The 17039-nt window shown below is 29.0% G+C and carries 17 protein-coding genes; 5 read left to right on the forward strand and 12 right to left on the reverse strand.

Translation table 11 applies throughout. The features are described 5' to 3' along the window. Positions 1–11 precede the first annotated feature (11 nt). The 5 genes from L8T82_RS00425 to tpx are packed head-to-tail and all read left to right on the forward strand — an operon-like array spanning position 12 to position 5966. Entirely contained in the window at positions 12–1427 is a 1416-nt protein-coding gene (locus L8T82_RS00425; protein WP_263725626.1) for a DegQ family serine endoprotease, read from the forward strand. A gap of 12 nt (positions 1428–1439) precedes the next feature. Then, positions 1440–2114: a response regulator transcription factor gene (locus tag L8T82_RS00430; protein WP_039626094.1), complete on the forward strand. Its 675-nt coding sequence runs from the start codon at positions 1440–1442 to the stop codon at positions 2112–2114. Beyond that, positions 2111–3352, forward strand: coding sequence for an ArsS family sensor histidine kinase (locus L8T82_RS00435; protein WP_263725627.1), 1242 nt, complete (start codon positions 2111–2113; stop codon positions 3350–3352). Before L8T82_RS00430 ends, L8T82_RS00435 begins: the two co-directional genes overlap by 4 nt. A 7-nt stretch (positions 3353–3359) precedes the next feature. Further along, a complete protein-coding gene (locus tag L8T82_RS00440) occupies positions 3360–5381 on the forward strand; it encodes an ATP-dependent helicase (protein ID WP_263725628.1) in 2022 nt (673 codons plus the stop codon). Between the two features lie 60 nt (positions 5382–5441). Beyond that, a complete protein-coding gene (gene tpx, locus L8T82_RS00445) occupies positions 5442–5966 on the forward strand; it encodes a thiol peroxidase (RefSeq protein ID WP_263725629.1) in 525 nt (174 codons plus the stop codon). Between the two features lie 58 nt (positions 5967–6024). On the opposite strand, the gene msrA is transcribed toward tpx, so the two are convergent. The 12 genes from msrA to L8T82_RS08000 all read right to left on the reverse strand — a co-directional run bounded on the left by msrA (position 6025) and on the right by L8T82_RS08000 (position 17021). Next, complete coding sequence (gene msrA / locus L8T82_RS00450) at positions 6025–6525, reverse strand: peptide-methionine (S)-S-oxide reductase MsrA (protein WP_263725630.1); 501 nt, start codon at positions 6523–6525, stop codon at positions 6025–6027. Next, positions 6515–6880, reverse strand: coding sequence for a hydrogenase maturation nickel metallochaperone HypA (locus L8T82_RS00455; protein WP_263725632.1), 366 nt, complete (start codon positions 6878–6880; stop codon positions 6515–6517). Before L8T82_RS00455 ends, msrA begins: the two co-directional genes overlap by 11 nt. Then, positions 6880–7851, reverse strand: a complete 972-nt coding sequence (hypE, locus tag L8T82_RS00460; protein WP_220567193.1) for a hydrogenase expression/formation protein HypE — start codon at positions 7849–7851, stop codon at positions 6880–6882. The genes L8T82_RS00455 and hypE overlap by 1 nt, the downstream gene beginning before the upstream one ends. Position 7852: 1 nt before the next feature. Next, positions 7853–8944, reverse strand: coding sequence for a hydrogenase formation protein HypD (gene hypD, locus L8T82_RS00465; RefSeq protein WP_263725633.1), 1092 nt, complete (start codon positions 8942–8944; stop codon positions 7853–7855). Then, positions 8931–9212: a HypC/HybG/HupF family hydrogenase formation chaperone gene (locus L8T82_RS00470; protein ID WP_012661500.1), complete on the reverse strand. Its 282-nt coding sequence runs from the start codon at positions 9210–9212 to the stop codon at positions 8931–8933. Before L8T82_RS00470 ends, hypD begins: the two co-directional genes overlap by 14 nt. Further along, positions 9212–9946, reverse strand: coding sequence for a hydrogenase nickel incorporation protein HypB (hypB, locus tag L8T82_RS00475; RefSeq protein WP_263725634.1), 735 nt, complete (start codon positions 9944–9946; stop codon positions 9212–9214). The genes L8T82_RS00470 and hypB overlap by 1 nt, the downstream gene beginning before the upstream one ends. 63 nt (positions 9947–10009) lie before the next feature. After that, on the reverse strand, positions 10010–12208 hold the full coding sequence (gene hypF / locus L8T82_RS00480; RefSeq protein ID WP_263725635.1) for a carbamoyltransferase HypF: 2199 nt from the start codon (positions 12206–12208) through the stop codon (positions 10010–10012). After that, positions 12189–13703, reverse strand: a complete 1515-nt coding sequence (locus L8T82_RS00485) for a hypothetical protein (protein WP_263725636.1) — start codon at positions 13701–13703, stop codon at positions 12189–12191. Before L8T82_RS00485 ends, hypF begins: the two co-directional genes overlap by 20 nt. A gap of 76 nt (positions 13704–13779) precedes the next feature. Next, complete coding sequence (locus L8T82_RS00490) at positions 13780–14445, reverse strand: M48 family metallopeptidase (RefSeq protein WP_263725637.1); 666 nt, start codon at positions 14443–14445, stop codon at positions 13780–13782. Further along, positions 14421–15737: an MATE family efflux transporter gene (locus tag L8T82_RS00495; protein ID WP_133318869.1), complete on the reverse strand. Its 1317-nt coding sequence runs from the start codon at positions 15735–15737 to the stop codon at positions 14421–14423. The genes L8T82_RS00490 and L8T82_RS00495 overlap by 25 nt, the downstream gene beginning before the upstream one ends. A 71-nt stretch (positions 15738–15808) precedes the next feature. Beyond that, positions 15809–16408 carry a DUF2920 family protein gene (locus tag L8T82_RS07995; RefSeq protein WP_412175057.1) on the reverse strand — a complete coding sequence of 200 codons (600 nt, stop codon included), beginning with the start codon at positions 16406–16408 and terminating at the stop codon, positions 15809–15811. Next, positions 16398–17021 carry a DUF2920 family protein gene (locus tag L8T82_RS08000; RefSeq protein ID WP_412175053.1) on the reverse strand — a complete coding sequence of 208 codons (624 nt, stop codon included), beginning with the start codon at positions 17019–17021 and terminating at the stop codon, positions 16398–16400. Before L8T82_RS08000 ends, L8T82_RS07995 begins: the two co-directional genes overlap by 11 nt. Between the last annotated feature and the right edge of the window lie 18 nt (positions 17022–17039).

Below are 17039 nucleotides of genomic sequence, written 5' to 3' on the forward strand. Positions count from 1 at the left end.
AAGGATAAAACATGAAAAAAACTATGATTCTTTCTTTGGCATTGGCAACTAGTCTTTTTAGTGCTAGTATTGATTTTAAACAAGCAGATGATAATGTAAAAAGAACTTTACCAACTGATAATCAAAATACTATACTTTCTTATCATGATTCCATACAAAAAGTTAAAAATTCAGTTGTAAATATCTCAACTTCTAAAACTGTTCAAAGTAGTTCATTTGGAATTGATGATTTTTTCAATGACCCTTATTTTAGACAATTTTTTGGTTTTGATTTCCCACAAGCTCCAAAAAATAAAAAAAATAAAGAAGTTGTAAGTTCATTGGGTTCTGGTGTAATTATTTCAAGCGATGGTTATATTATAACAAATAATCATGTTATAGAAGATGCTGAAAAAATCACTGTAAATTTACCTGATTCTAGCACTGAATATAAAGCTAAATTAATCGGAGCTGATCCTAAAACAGATTTAGCAGTGATAAAAATAGAAGCAAAAAACTTACCCGCAGTAGTTTTTGCTGATTCAGATAAATTACTAGAAGGTGATGTAGTGTTTGCTTTGGGTAATCCTTTTGGTGTTGGAAGTAGTGTTACAAGTGGGATTATTTCGGCCTTAAATAAAAACAATATAGGTCTAAATCAATATGAAAATTTCATCCAAACTGATGCTTCTATTAATCCTGGAAATTCAGGCGGAGCTTTGGTAGATAGTAGAGGAGCTTTAGTTGGGATAAATTCAGCCATACTTTCAAGAAGTGGTGGAAATAATGGCATAGGTTTTGCAATCCCTTCTAATATGGCAAAATCTATTGCACAAAAACTTATTGAGCATGGAAAAATTGAAAGAGGATATTTAGGTGTAGTCATAGGAGCTTTAACTCAAGATATTAAAAAAGCCTATACTAATCAAGAAGGTGCTTTAATTACTGAAGTACAAAAAGATTCAGCAGCTTATAATGCAGGATTAAAAAGAGGTGATTTGATCATAAAAGTAGACAAAACTGTGATTAAAAGTCCTATGGATTTAAAAAACTATATAGGAAGTATTGATCCAAAACAAGCAGTAGAAGTAACTTATGAAAGAGATAATAAAGTCAAAACAGCTAAATTTATGTTAAAAACAGATGAAAAGTCGCTACAATATAAAAAAGGTTATATTGATGGTCTAAAATTAGTGGAACTTGACTCTAAGAATAGACAGCAATACCGCATACCTGAAAGTATTAGTGGTATTTTAATTACCGAAGTTACTCCAAAATCAAAAGCTGAAAAAATAGGTTTTGAGCAAGGTGATATTATTATAGGTGTTGATCAGTATGAAATTTCAAATTTTAAAGAATTATCTAAGGCTTTAGAATTAAATAAAGGCAAAGAGTATGTTAAAATTTGGATTAATAGAGGCGGATTTGTAAGAGCTTTACTTTTTTAAGAAAGGAAAAAAATGACAAATATTTTAATGATAGAAGATGATTTAGAATTAGCAGAGATTATAGCTGAATATTTAGAGCAATTTGATATGAAAGTAGATATTGCTCACGAGCCTTATATAGGTCTTTCAAGACTTGCTTTAAATCCTTATGATTTAATCATTTTGGATTTAAGCTTACCTGGACTTGATGGACTTGAAGTATGCGAGGAAATTCGTAAAAAATATGATACACCTATTATCATTTCAAGTGCAAGGCATGATATTAGCGATAAGGTTGCAGCACTTGATTTGGGTGCAGATGATTATTTACCAAAACCATATAATCCTCAAGAACTTCAAGCAAGAATTAAAAGTCATTTAAGAAGAATTTCAAACACAAAAACTGCTCAAGCTCAAGTTAAAAAAGATCTTGTATATGATAAATATAAACATACTATCACTATGAAAGATCAAGAAATTAGCTTTACTAATGCTGAATTTGATATTTTGAGTTATTTAATTAAAAAAGAAGGTGGAGTGGTAAGCCGCGAAGAGCTTGTGTATAATTGTAGCTCTATTAGTGAAGATTCTAGTAATAAAAGTATAGATGTAATCATTAGTAGAATCAGACAAAAAATCGGAGATGATCCTAAAACTCCAAAATACATTCATTCAATCAGAGGTATAGGATATAAATTAACTCAATGAATAAATCATCAATTTTTTATACTATAACCTTTGTTTTTTTACTTGCAAGCGTTAGTGTAATTTTAGCTTTTTTATGGCTTATAAAATATGATCAACAAAATTACACTAATGAGCTTAATGCAAAATATTCTTTTATAGCTAATGCAAGATTATTATATTTTAATCATGTGATTAGTGAAAGAGAATTTTATGAGCAAACAAAAAATTACAAAATGATAGAATTAACAACTCCATCAGACATAAGACAAATCATCTATAAAGCTGAAACTATAGCACGCGCTCAAACTAGCACAGGTGTAGTTGAAATCATTACTTTAGAAGATAATGTGTATTTAAAAATCATCTTTGATGGTAAGCTTTATTTATATAAAGATTTAGAATATCAAGGTTATCGTTATTTTGTGATCAAGCTTATTGCTAGTATAGTGGTAATGGTTTTATTGATTTTATATATTTTTATCATTAAAAAATTAAAACCACTTAGAGCTTTAAAAAGACAAATTGATAAATTTGGCGAAAATAAACTCAATGAAATTCAAAATGTTAGCAAGGGAAATGATGAAATTTCTCAAGTAGCAACAGCCTTTTATGAGTCTATTTTAAGAATTCAAAAACTAAACACTTCAAGGCAGTTTTTCTTAAGAAATATTATGCATGAGCTAAAAACCCCCATTACTAAAGGTTTAATTACTTTAGAAATGCTTGAAGATAGCAAATATAAAGAAAGATTAGTGGGTGCTTTTAATCGTTTAGAGATTTTGATTAATGAATTTGCAGCCATTGAGCAAATTACTTCGGGTGCTGGTTTGATTAATTTAAAAAAATACAATATCTTAGATCTTTTAGATGAAGCTAAAGATATAGCTATGAGTGATGATGAAAAGGTAAAAATTAGTATAAAAGAAAGTTTTAGCGTCAATGTAGATTTTAAACTTTTTACCACTGCAATGAAAAATATGATAGATAATGCGACAAAATATTCTGATGAAAATTGCGTTACTATAGAAATAACTAAAGATTATCTTTGCTTTAAAAACAAAGGAAAAGCCTTAGATAAAGACTTAAAATATTATACTCAAGCCTTTACGCAAGGCAAGAAAAATAAAGATAGTTTTGGACTTGGATTATACATTGTTAAGACTATTTTAGATTCTCATAAACTCACGCTTTATTATGAATATAAAGATGGTGTTAATCATTTTTATTTTAATGATATGCAAAATATAATTTTAAACTAGGAAATTCATGCCCTTATCGCGTTTAAATGAAGAACAATATAAAGCCGCTAGTGCTCCTTTTGGACATAATCTAATTATAGCAAGTGCAGGCACGGGTAAAACTTCAACTATAGTTGCAAGAATAGCCTTTTTACTTCAAAATGGTATAAAGCCTGAAAAAATTATGCTTCTAACCTTTACAAACAAAGCTAGTAAAGAGATGATTGAAAGACTTGGTAGGTATTTTGATAAAAGCATTACTTCAAAAATCACAGCAGGAACCTTTCATAGTACTGCTTATTCTCTACTTAAAGAGTTAAATCACGATATTATTTTAAAACCTGCGAGTGAGCTTAAAATTCTTTTGCGTTCTATTTTTGAAAAACGCACTTTTCATCATTTAAGCGATACTAAACCTTATATGCCAAGCTATTTGTATGATGTGTATTCTTTATTTCAAAATACTAATGCAAACTTAGATGAATTTTATAATTGGTTTTGTCAAAATTATGATGAACAAGCTGTTTATGCTGAAATTTATGAAGATATTTTAAAAGAATACGAAGAAGAAAAAATGCGTTTTAACTATGTGGATTTTAATGATTTATTGATCAAATTAAAACATATTTTAGCTTCACATCATTTCGAATTTGATGAGATTTTAGTAGATGAATATCAAGATACTAACACCTTGCAAGGCTCGTTAATTGATGCTTTTAAAAGTAAAAGTTTGTTTTGTGTGGGTGATTATGATCAAAGTATTTATGCTTTTAATGGGGCTGATATTTCTATTATAGGAAGTTTTAAAGATAGATTTGTCGATGCAAATATTTTTACTTTAAATAAAAACTATCGTTCTAGTAAAAATATACTTGCGTTAGCTAATAAGGTTATTTTAAACAATGAAAGATTATATCCTAAAGAATTAATTGTAACTAGAGAAGGAGATTTTAAAGCGCCAAGTTTGCTAACTTTTAATGAATTATTTGATCAATACTCTACCATAGCAAAAATAATCTTACAAAGCGGGGTTAATCTTGATGAAATTGCTGTGATTTTTAGAAACAATTCTAGTGCAGATGGAGTAGAAGTAGCCTTAAGAGAACTTGGCATAGCAAGCAAAAGAAAAGGTGGAGGAAGTTTTTTTGAAAGCTTGGAAGTTAAAAACTTTTGCTCTATGCTTGCAATCGTGCTTAATCCAAAAGATATCATGGCTTTTATACATTTACTTGAATACACCAAAGGAGTTGGTGGGGTTTTGGCAAAAGATATTTTTGATGCTTTATTAAAATTAGGACATTCTAGTTTAATTAAAGGCTTTTTAAATCCTGATAGTAGCGTAAATTTAAAAAAATACAAAAAACAAAGTTACCAACTAGGACTTTTTGATGATATTGAGGAGCTAGCCTCGCCTTCAAGATTTAACTTAGAAAGCGAATTTAACACCCACCCTATTTTAAGCTTACCCAAAATCAACGAGCTTTGTGCAAAAAATCTTGAAAAAATTTATCTTTTTATTAAAAAAGCAAGTGAGTGTAAAATCTCGACCCAGCTTGTAGATTTGATTTTAGAAAATGATTATTTTAAAGAAATTTGTGATATTTTGGCAACTAAAAGAGCGACTAATAAAAATTCCAATGTTGATTTAAATAAAAAAAATGAAATTTTAGAAAAAATCAACGCGAAAATGTTTGTATTAAAAGAACTTGCTAAAAATTATAGTGATAATTATAAATACTATAACTTTCTTACTCTTGGTGCTAGTGAAATGAGTAGTGGTAGCGGGGTTAATCTTTTAAGTATACATGCAAGTAAGGGACTTGAGTTTGAACTTGTATTTGTAATTGATCTTGCACAAGGAAGATTTCCTAACCAAAAACTCATGAGCATGGGTGGAAGTTTGGAAGAAGAAAGAAGGCTTTTTTATGTAGCTGTAACTAGAGCTAAAGATACTTTATACTTAAGCTATGCAAAATATGATAAGATTAAAAAAAGCAATTATCAACCCTCGTGTTTTCTAATCGAAGCAGGTATGTGCAAAGAAGAATAAAAATAAGACTTTATTAATCTTTTTATATTATGATTAATAAAAATCATTCAAGGAGAAAAAATGAATAGTGTATTATTCAAAGGAAATAAAGTAAATTTAAAAGGAAACAACATCCAAGTTGGTGACATGGCTCCAAATATCACTTTAAAAGCCAAAGATCTTTCAGGTGTTGAAATTGCTCCAAAAGGTAAAACTCAAATTATTATCAGCGTACCAAGCCTTGATACCCCAGTATGTGCAACCGAAGCTAGAGAATTTAATAAAAAAGCAGCAGCAAGCGGTGTAGAAGTAATCGTAGTTAGTATGGACTTACCATTTGCTATGGGTCGTTTTTGCTCAACTGAAGGTATAGATAATTTAACTGTTGCGAGTGATTTTGTTTCTAAAGAATTTGGTGAAAAATATGGTGTTTTAATGGCTGATGGTCCACTTGAGGGAATTTTAGCTAGAGCAGTGTTTGTACTTAAAGATGGCGTAGTTGCTTATAAAGAATTAATAAATGAAGTAACAGAACTTCCTAATATGCAAGCTTTAGAAAATTTCTTTAGTCAAAGTTGTGGATGTGGTGGTTGTGGTTGCCACTAAATTTTAAAAGCCTGCAAAAGGCTTTTAAATCTAACTGCAAAAATACTTAAAAACAATATTAGCAATTAACCTTTTCTAATTTTGGAGCAATAACAAATCTACAATAAGCTTGGCTAGGATTATTTTTAAAATATTTTTGATGATAGTTTTCAGCCTTATAAAATTTTTCTAGTTTTAAAACTTGTGTAACTATGTCTTTAGTGTAATATTTTTGTGCTTTTTGTAAAAAATTGCTAATAATTTTTAACTCCTCATTAGTTTGATAAAAAATAACTGATCTATACTGCGTTCCTTCATCAGCTCCTTGTTTATCTAAGCTTGTTGGATCGTGCATTTTGAGAAAACTTTCTAAGATTTTTTCTAATGAAATTTGTTTTTCATCATAAATTATCTTAGCTACTTCTATATTCCCATCACCATTTATCACGCTTTCATAATTTGGATTTGGCTTACCACCGCTATAACCTACTTCTGTATAAACTACGCCTTTGATTTCATCAAACACAGCTTGAGTACACCAAAAACAACCCGCACCTAAGATAATTTCCTTATTTGTCATTATTTTCGAAATCCTCATTTTCTTTTAAAACAAGCTGCATAAGATAAAGCTCTTCCCCGTCTATGATTTTTAAATCTTTATCTTCGCATTTTGGGCACCAAAAGATATTATTTTCAAGTACTCCACTAAAATGGCATTTTTGACACTCAACTACTACTTCTTGAATATGCATAATAAATTTAGCATTTTTACATAAGGGGCTATTTTCTTTAAAAGTTTCAAAGCTTCTTTGCAAAAGTGGAGGTTCAACCCCACTTAAACGCCCTATTTTAACATGCACTTCTTCAACAACTTTTCCTTGAGCATATTCTTCACAAAGTTCTAGCAAAGATTCTGTAATACTTAACTCATGCATTAGCAAATTCTTGGTAAAAGTTCGCCTTTTGGAGCTTCTAAAATGCGTTTTGCTCCATAAGCATTTTCTAAAACCACTCTTGCTTTTTTATTAGCTGTGATTTCACCTATAATAGCTGCATTAGTATTAAATTGTTTTAAAATTTCTAATGCTTTTTGTTCATCTTTTTTATCTACACAAATAATAAAAGTTCCTTCATTTGCAAGCTCATAAGGCTCATACCCAAAAAGCTCACAAACCCCTAAAACTTCATCACAAACTGGGATTTTTTCTTCAAATATTAAAAGCTCTAAATTACTTAGTTTAGTCCATTCATTTAAAACTGCACTAAGCCCACCACGCGTAGCATCACGCATTGCTTTTATGGAAATATTTGCATTTAAAAGTGTTAAAACTTCATCTTTTAAGCTTTTACAATCACTTTGGATATTTGCCTCTAAATTATTTCTTTCAACCAAAACCGCACAACCATGAGCTCCAATATCCCTTGAAACTAAGATACTACAACCACTTTTTAAGTTTTTGGTATTGATTTTTTGTATATTTTTACCTATACATGAAGTATTAATGTATATTTCATCGCCTTTATTTTTAGGAACAACTTTAGTATCCCCGCAAACTAGCTTTACTCCCGCTTTATCGCATTCTTCTTTTATAGATTTTAGTATAATTTTTAACTTTTCTAGCTCAAAACCCTCTTCTAAAATTAAAGCTAATGATAAATATAGTGGTTTTGCTCCCACCATTAATACATCATTTACGCTACCACAAACTGCTAATTTTCCTATATTTATATCTTTTAAAAAGATAGGATTTAATACAAAAGAATCAGTACTAAAAGCCAAATCATCTAAAATAGCAGCGTCATTTGCTTCTTTTAAAACATCATTTTCAAAAATAGAAAAAATTTCACTTATCAAAGCATTCATTTCTTCGCCACCGCCACCATGGGCTAAAGTAATTTGCTTCATTTTATGCCTTATCTTGATAGTATTTATAATAAGCCGCGCAAGCTCCTTCACTAGAAACCATACAGCTACCTATGGGATTTTTTGGAGTGCAAGCTTTTGCAAACACCTTACAATCGTAAGGCTTAGCTAAGCCTCTTAAAATTTGACCACAAATACAAGCCTTGCTTTCGTTTTTACTTTGTACTTTACAATCAAACACTTTGCTAGCATCTAAGTGTGCAAATTCATTTTTTAGACAAAGCCCGCCATTTACAATCACTCCAAGACCTCTAAATTCAAAATCACATGGTTTAAAGTATTTTTCCACTAAAGCCTTAGCTTTTAAATTTCCCTCTTTACTAACTACTCTGTGATATTCATTATAAACTTCAAAAGTATTTGCATTTATTTGCTCTACTATATTTAATACACTAAGCATTATATCAACTGGCTCAAAACCACTCACTGCTATAGGAGTTTTGTATTTTTTAGCAATAGGTTCGTAAATATTTGATCCTGTGATAACGCTTACATGGGAAGGCCCTAAAAAGGCGTCAATTTTTACATTTTCATCTTGCATGATAGCTTCTACTGCAGGTGGAACCAACACATGATTAATATGAAAAAATAAATTTTTTAAATTTAAAGCTATACCTTTTTCTATAATTACCCCACTCATAGGTGTAGTTGTCTCAAAACCTATGGTAAAAAAGATTATATTTTTTTCAGGGTTTTTTAAAGCTATATCTATCACATCCAAAGGTGTATAAAGTGCTCTAATATCAGCCCCTTTAGCTCTAAGATCAATTAAGCTTTCATAACTTCCTGGCACTTTAAGCATATCGCCTAATACACAAAAGATAGTATTTGGCATACTTGCAAGTTTTAAAGCTACATCAATACGCTCTCTTGGCATAACACACACAGGACAGCCTGGGCCATGAACAAAATTAATTTCTTTTGGCAATAAATCAGGCAAACCAAATTTCATAATACTATGCGTATGTCCACCGCAAATTTCCATGATATTAATAGGCTTAGTAATTTTAGAAGCAATAAGTTCTTTTAGGGCTAAAATTCTTTCTTTATCTCTAAAATCATTAATTAAATCCATTTTTTAGCCCCATATCGCCTTCATTTTCATCGATTTGTCCATTTTGCATTTTCTCTGCTATATCAGCATAAATTTTTAAACTCTCTTGCGCAGCTTGAGTGTCGATTTTCTCCATAGCAAAACCCACATGTATAAGCACATAATCGCCTACTTTTAAAGGCTCACTTATTAAATCCAAACTTACTCTTCTTTTAACCCCTAAAGTTTCTACTATGGCTGAATTTAGCTCATCAATTTCTAAAATTTTAGAAGGTATAGAAAGACACATTAGCTAAGCTCCTTTTTCATTTTTAGATAATTTATCCAAAGATCAAATCCTGTTTTTGTTTTGCTATCTAAAATCATAATATCTATTTTAGGATTTAGCCTTTTAGCGGCCATAGAAGCTGCTTTGAAATCAAAGTCAAAATGTTGAGCTAAATCGGCTTTAGTAATGACCAATAAATCAGCCTTTCTAAACATCACTGGATATTTTTCTACCTTATCGCTACCTTCTGTTACTGAAAGTAAAACTACATTTAAATGCTCGCCCAAATCATAACTTGCAGGACATACTAAATTTCCCACATTTTCAACAAATACTATATCAAGTTCACTAAGTTTAAAATGATGTAAAGCTTCATGCACCATAAAAGCATCTAAATGACAAGTTTGTCCTGTAGTAATTTGATGAGCTAAGCCTCCTGCTTTAATAATGCGATTTGCATCATTATTAGTTTCTAAATCTCCTTCAACCACAGCTATTTTTAAATCATCTTTTAAAGTTTTTATAGTTTCTTCTAAAAGCGTTGTTTTACCGCTTCCTGGGGAACTCATTAAATTAATACAAAGAGTATTATACTCATTAAAATGCTCTCTATTATGAGCTGCTTGATGATCATTTTTTGATAAAATTTTACTAATAACATTAATAGTTTTTTCATCTTTTAAAACTGGATTTTCATGATGGTGATCATGATGATGTTCATGTCCATTAATAGAACAACCGCAATCTTTACACATAATCTTTCCTTTATATTTTTATTTTATTGTATATAAAAAAGTATTAAAAAAATATGAGTTTTATTAAGTTTTTAAAGATAAATAATGCACAAGTTGCCCAAGTGCGATAGAACTATCATTGCAAGGAAATTGCAAAGAAGTTTTATAAGCAAAATTTTTTCGATCTAAAATTTCAAGCAAGGTTTTGTTTTGAAATACCCCACCACATAAAAGCACTTCTTCTTTAAATTTTTTTGAATATTCTATAATTAAATTTGCAATGCCATTTAGCAAACCTGTGCTAATTTTAACTTTATCTTTATCTTCTAAAGCTTGCAAAAAAGCATTTTTAAAGCAAATTTCTTTTTCATTGATGTCAAATTTGTAACTATAATCAAGATTTTTATCATAATATTTTTCCATCAAAAGCCCAATTTGTGCTTCATAATCAAGCTTTTGTATATCAAAAGCAAAAGCGCCAAAAGCATCAATAATCCTACCAAGAGAACTCGTATATAAAGAGCTTTGAGCGTGAATTTTTTTAAGATTATTTAATTTTACTTGAGAAAATTTAGCTAAAAACTCGCTAGCTTTGCTTTCTAAATTAAAATCAAAAATCAAAGCTAAAGCTAAATTTGCGATATTTTTAATATCTGCATTAATTAGTTTGAAATTTTTAAAATGATTTAGCCTTTCATAGCTTTTTAAACTCGCTCTAAAAATCTCCCCACCCCAAATTTTTCCATCATCTCCATAACCTGTTCCATCAAAAACAAAGGCTAAAACATCATTTTTGTAAATTTTGTGTTCAAATAAACAAGCACACAAATGTGCATAGTGATGTTGCACGCGAAAATTTTTATAATCTTTAAATTCTTTTACATAGTTAAATTGTGGATGTTTATCGCTTAAAATTTGATCAAAATTTAGTTTATAAGAGTTTTGAAAGAAAGTTAAAATTTTAAAAAATCTCTCTTGTATGTCTAAACTTTTCATATCGCCTATATAAGGAGAAATGAAAATTTGATTTTTAAAAAAACATGCAAATTCGTTTTTTAACTCACTTCCTAGAGCTAGAATATTTTCTTTTGTATTAAAAATACTTGCTGTATTGATATAAAGTGGGTTAAGACCCCTTGAAGTCCTTAAAAACATAATTTTTTCGCTAATAACTTGAGCAATGCTATCATCGCTTGAGTTGTGTATTGTTCTATCATAATCAAGATAAAAATCAAACACATCACTAAGTTGCTCTAAAAGTTTTGTTTCTTCATAAATAATGCTTTGTGAGCTTAAATTAGCACTTGTTGCAATGATAGGTTTTTTAAAATGTTCAAAAAGCATTAAATGCGTTCCCATATAAGCTAACATAATACCTATTTTATTGGTATCTGGTGCTAAGCTTTTATGGATATTTTTGCTATTTAAAATAACTATGGGTTTTAAATTTGAAGTTAAAAGTTTTGCTTCAGCTTTATTAATAAAAGCTAATTCTTGAGCCATTTTAAGATCTTTTACCATGATAGCAAAAGGCTTTTTAGGACGATTTTTGCGTATTCTAAGTTCATTTATAGCATTTTTATTTGTGCTATCACAAATTAAATGAAACCCACCCATACCTTTAAAAGCTATGATTTTACCTTCTTCTAAAAGCTTTGCAAGCAAGATAAAAGCTTTTTCATCTTTGGCTAAAATATTTTGATTTTTATCTTTTAAAAAAATAGTAATTTTACATTTTGGGCATGAGAGTGGTTGGGCATGAAAACGACGATTAGTAGGATCTTCATACTCGCTTTGACAAAAAGAACACATTTTAAACTCATCCATAGTCGTATTAACTCTATCATATGGGAGTTTTTTTATAATAGAAAATCTTGGCCCGCAATTTGTGCAAGTGATGAATGGATATTTAAAACGCGGATTTTTCTCATCGTAAAATTCATTATAGCAATCCTCACAAAGAGCAAAATCGCTTAAAATCGGGCTAAATTTTTCACTATCTTGTGAAGTACTTATGATAAATTCATTATAAGTTTTTTGAAGTTTTTTATAAGAAAAATTAAAATCATCTATCCTAGCTAAAGGTGGTAAATTAGCAAAAAGTTTTTCTTTAAAAATTTTTAATTCATCATTGCTACACTCAAGGATTATAACAACACCTAAGCTATTATTATAAACTTCACCTTTTAAATTAAGCTCTTTAGCTATGTTAAAAACAAAAGGACGAAAGCCAACGCCTTGCACTAACCCTTTAATATGAATTTCATATCCAAAGTGGGACATCGCTTAACTTAAAAAATGGTATGTGTTTAAATACATTTTTACTAAGGCTTTTATGCTCAAACAAACTCCCACTAAGCACGGCACAATCAACTTGCTCTTTAGCCTTTAAATCATCAAATAAATCTCTTAAAAAATACGCCAAACTCTCAACAACGCCTAAGGCTATGATTTGATTTTCTACTCCAGCAAGCTTAAAACTCATCACACTTCTTAAGGTCTTAGTGTAATCAAATTCTTTTTGCTCATTAAGCTTAAAATCTATCCTAACACCTTTTGCCATTTTACTCTCATCTGCTAAGGCCAAAAGTGCTAATGCTGCTTTTTTCTCGTCTTTACCAAGCTCTAAAATCATCCCTACCATGCCAAAAAGATTAAAAAAATTATTAGCCATGTTTAGTTCTTTTCGCACTAGGGTAAATTCTTTTTCATAATTAGCTAATAATCTCTTAGCAACATCATCTTGACTTATAGTTTCATAAAACTCATCAAAGCTTTTTGGTAAATTTAGTTTTAAAAGATTGATTTCTTTATCAAGTAAAATAATATCATCATATTTTTTACTAAGTTCTAAAAGCAAAGGCTTTTTGTCTTTAAAATCAGACAATATACAAGAAATTCTTGCAAAATTTTTATCTTCTTTTTGAAAAATCAAATTTTTAAACTCAGGTAAAATATAATCATAACCCCCGCAAACTACTAGCTCATTTTCGATTAAAGCTACTTCAAAATCATCTTCAAAATGTTCTAGCTTTTTAAAATTTAAAAACTTAATTCCTTCTTTTTCAAGCTCAAAACACAAGGCAAACAAGAAAAGATTATCATATATTTTTATTTTAAAATATTCATGATTTAATTGATGATTTTGTCTAAAAATAGCATTAAATTTAAGCTTCATTAGAGGCTTTTCAACCCCTGCTAAGATTTTAAATTGCTCGTTATTACAAGAAAAAAATGCATTGATATGTTTTGGGTCGCAAGGTATTAAAAAATCATCCAATGCTTCATTAAAAATTTCAAAAGCGTATATTCCTTTTGGACTTTTAAAATGCATTTTTTCTTTGTTTTTTAATTTTTCCAAGGCTTTTTTTAAATTATCGTAGAAATTTTCTTTAGTGATTTTTATAAAATCTTCTTCTATTTTAAATTCTTCTTCTACAAAAATACCCCATTCATTTTCTAAAAGCTCGCCATTAGTATAAGCATTTGCATTAAGTCTTGTTAAAAAACTTCTTTTGGTGAAGGTTTTTTCTTTTTTTATAGGTGTAAAATCTTCTTCTATAACTTTTAAGTCAAATTTGTTTAAAAAAACACTATGGCTAATATTTTCTAAATTAGAGCAAAAGGCTTGAATTTCATCTTTTTCGCCTTTAATCTTAATGATGATTTTTTCATCTTTTTGCTCATAATCATACACATAATCTTTAGCATAATAAGCTAACAAATACTCAAAAATATCATTTTTAGATTTATAATCAAAAGTAATTTCTAAAAGCAAGTTTAAAACCTTAAAATTAAATTTTTAAAAATATAAATATAACAATTTTAATTCTAAGGAAAGCTTAAAAATATACTTAAAAAATAAGACTTTTTAGAAAAACTTCTCTTGCTTTATAATCAGGCATAAATTTATATAAAAAATCATAAAATTCTTTTTGATGATGTGGGTAGATTAAATGTATAAGTTCATGTAAAATCACATATTCTATAGCTTTTATAGGTTTTTGCATGAGTTTTAAATTTAAGTTTATGTATGCTTTTTGATGATTACAAGAACCCCATCTTGAAATCATTTCTTTAATGCAAATTCTTTGTACCTTTCTCTTGTGGACAAATTGCCATTTTTTTATAAAATACTCAAAAATCACTCTAGCACTACGCCTTAAAAAAAGATCTAAGGCTTTTTGATTTTTTGCAAAAATTTTATCTTTTTTTATAAGAACTTTTTTATGATTTTCGTTAAAAACTAGCTTGTATTTTTTACCTAAAAAATACAATTCATCACTTGCTAAAACTACTCTTTTTAAAGAAAGTTCTTTTTCTTTGGCTCTAATCCAACTTTCATTTTTTTCTAAAAATCTTAAAACATCTCTTTGCTCATAATATAGCGGTATGCTAAGTTTGAAATTTAAATCTCTATCTATCCTAAGTCTTAAGTATTTAAGTTTTTTCTTTTCAAAAACAAAACGAAATTCTTTAAATTCTAAAATTCCTTTTATACTAGTGCTTTGCCTTGCCATTTTTTACTTTTCCATCTATATGAATTTACTATACCGCGCAAAAACTCATCTGCACAAAAACCTATCCAAACTCCTAAAATTCCAAGTCCAGCATAAAAACAAAGCACATAGCCAACCGGTAAAGAAACTCCAAGCATAAATACCACTCCACTTAAAAACGGAAACCTCGCATCACCACTTGCTCTTAGTGAATTTACCATGACTATATTAAAAGTTCTTGAGATTTCTAAGAAGATTGAAAGAGTAAAAAGTGGTATCATAAGCTCTTTTAAACTCTCTTCAAGCTTTACTACACCCATGGTAAAATCTTGCAAAACATAATTAAGTAAAGCCACAAAAGCACTTGCAACCACGCTAAAATACAAAGCTATCCAAGTATGTTTATAGGCCACATTTAAGTATTTTGCGCCGACTAGTTTACCTATGATAATTTCATTGGCTACGCTTATAGCTTGCCCTACTAGCATGATGAGCAAAGAAATTTGAAAATAAATCGTTTGAACGCTTAAATTTTCTTTACCCAAACTTGCTACAAAAGCAAAAGCTATGGTGTATTGTATAAACCATATCAAATGCTCTCCTGCTGCAAAACCACCGATGTTAAAAATCTTTTTAAGTACCACTTTTTCAAGGCTTATCATCTCTTTAATTTTAAGATGAATTTTGAGTTTAAAACTAAGTATTGCTACAAGCATACCAAAGGCGACCAAACGCCCAAGTATATTACTAAGCCCTACTCCAAAAAGCTCTAGTTTGGTAAAATGTAATACATAAAAATTTCCTATAAATATCACAACATTCATCAATAAGGTAGTAAACATAACCCAATAAGCCATATTGTACACCCTAATAATAGCAGCCAAAACTATACCCATAGCATCAAAAAACAAACAAATTCCAAGCATGTGCAAGTAAATTTCACTATTCTTTAAAAGCTCATTTGGAATTTGTAAAAGATAGAGTAAAAACTCTCCATGCCATAAAATCAAACTTCCGCACACAAAACCAAGCAAAGCATTTAAAAATAAACTTTGATGAATTGCCTTTCTTGCTAGAGTGTAATCTTTAGCTCCTAAAGCTTGAGCGATCACTACACTACAACCCACACTTAAAAAACTAAAAATAATGATAAATAAATCTGCTACTTGATTACCCGCACCCATGGCTCCAACTAAAAAGTTAGAATACTGCGAAACCATAACGGTGTTGATAATCAAAGAAAAATATCTTAAAAACATTTCAAGCAATATAGGCATACTAAGATGTTTGAGTGAAAGTTGTTTGCTTGCCATAAATACTCTTTTTGATAATAATCTTTTGAAAGTAAAAAGTAATTTTACTTAAAAATTACTTTTTATAAGCTTTATAATATTTCTAAAACAAATTTATCATTTTCATCTTTAAAGGTAAAAACTTTATTTTTACAAGGATAAGATATACTATCTTTTTTCATACTAAATGTTTTATCTTTTAATTTTTCAAGCATAATAGGTAATTCTTTATTAAATAATGCCTTATCAGGAATTCCACACCCATGAGTTAAATTTTTAATAAATTTACCATCTATATCTTTTTCATCTATTAGATGAAAATCTACTTCATAGTTTAAAGCTTTTAAAATTTCTATCATAGAAATTTTATGATCAGCTGGAGTTAAATCATCTTTAGCACTATGATAACTTGTATAAATAATATTTTTATTCTTTTGAGCTTGCAAAATCAAATGATCTTTATTAAGTAAAGCTCTTATTAAATAATTTTCATCAGCAAAATAATAAGGTGAGTTTGGGTTTTTGCGTGTCCAATGAGTTTTTATAGTGCTATAAATTATTATATTTTCATTACCAACTTTACAATCATAACTTTTTACTTCTTTTCCGATTACATAATTTAACGGAGGCAATGCAGCACCTGAATTATCTATTACTCCATCTACATACCAAGGAGCTATTTTAGCACACATTAATGCCACTAAGCCACCGTATGACCCCCCCCCCGTAAATTTTAGGTAAAGATTTAAATTGAGGATAATTTTTCATTATATCTTTTAAGGCATTGATATGATCGATTGCAGGCATAATGGCAAAATTATTATACTCATTGTTAGGTGGGATAAAACTTCCATAAATATGTGCTTTATAATCTTGATTTAAAATTTTATTATTTTTTAAATTAGTAATGGTATGATACAAATAATCATAATGTATATGAGCATTATTGGTATCTAATTTACTTGATTGAATTTTGAAATTTTCTAAAACTTCTTTCAAAAAAGGTAAATCATCTTCCATAAAAGTAGTAGTTGCACTATATTTGTCCACATCAGAAACTCTTTGGCAAAAACAATGATAAAATACATTTACAGCTACTACATCAAATTTTTTAGCTATAAAATTTCTATAACTTTCTAGAAAATGTATATTTGCATTTGCTCCATATCCACCTATGATAAAAACAATAGCTTTCATTTGCTTACTATCATCATAAGTAATTCTATATTCTAATTTACTTTCTCTTTTTATATTTAATTCTACATCATCACAAGAGTTTATAAAATAGGTTTGGTTTTTAAGCATATTAAGCCTTTTAGAAAT

It is taken from the genome of Campylobacter sp. IFREMER_LSEM_CL292 (genome assembly GCF_025771615.1).
In the GTDB taxonomy this organism is placed as follows: Bacteria; Campylobacterota; Campylobacteria; order Campylobacterales; family Campylobacteraceae; genus Campylobacter_D; species Campylobacter_D lari_D.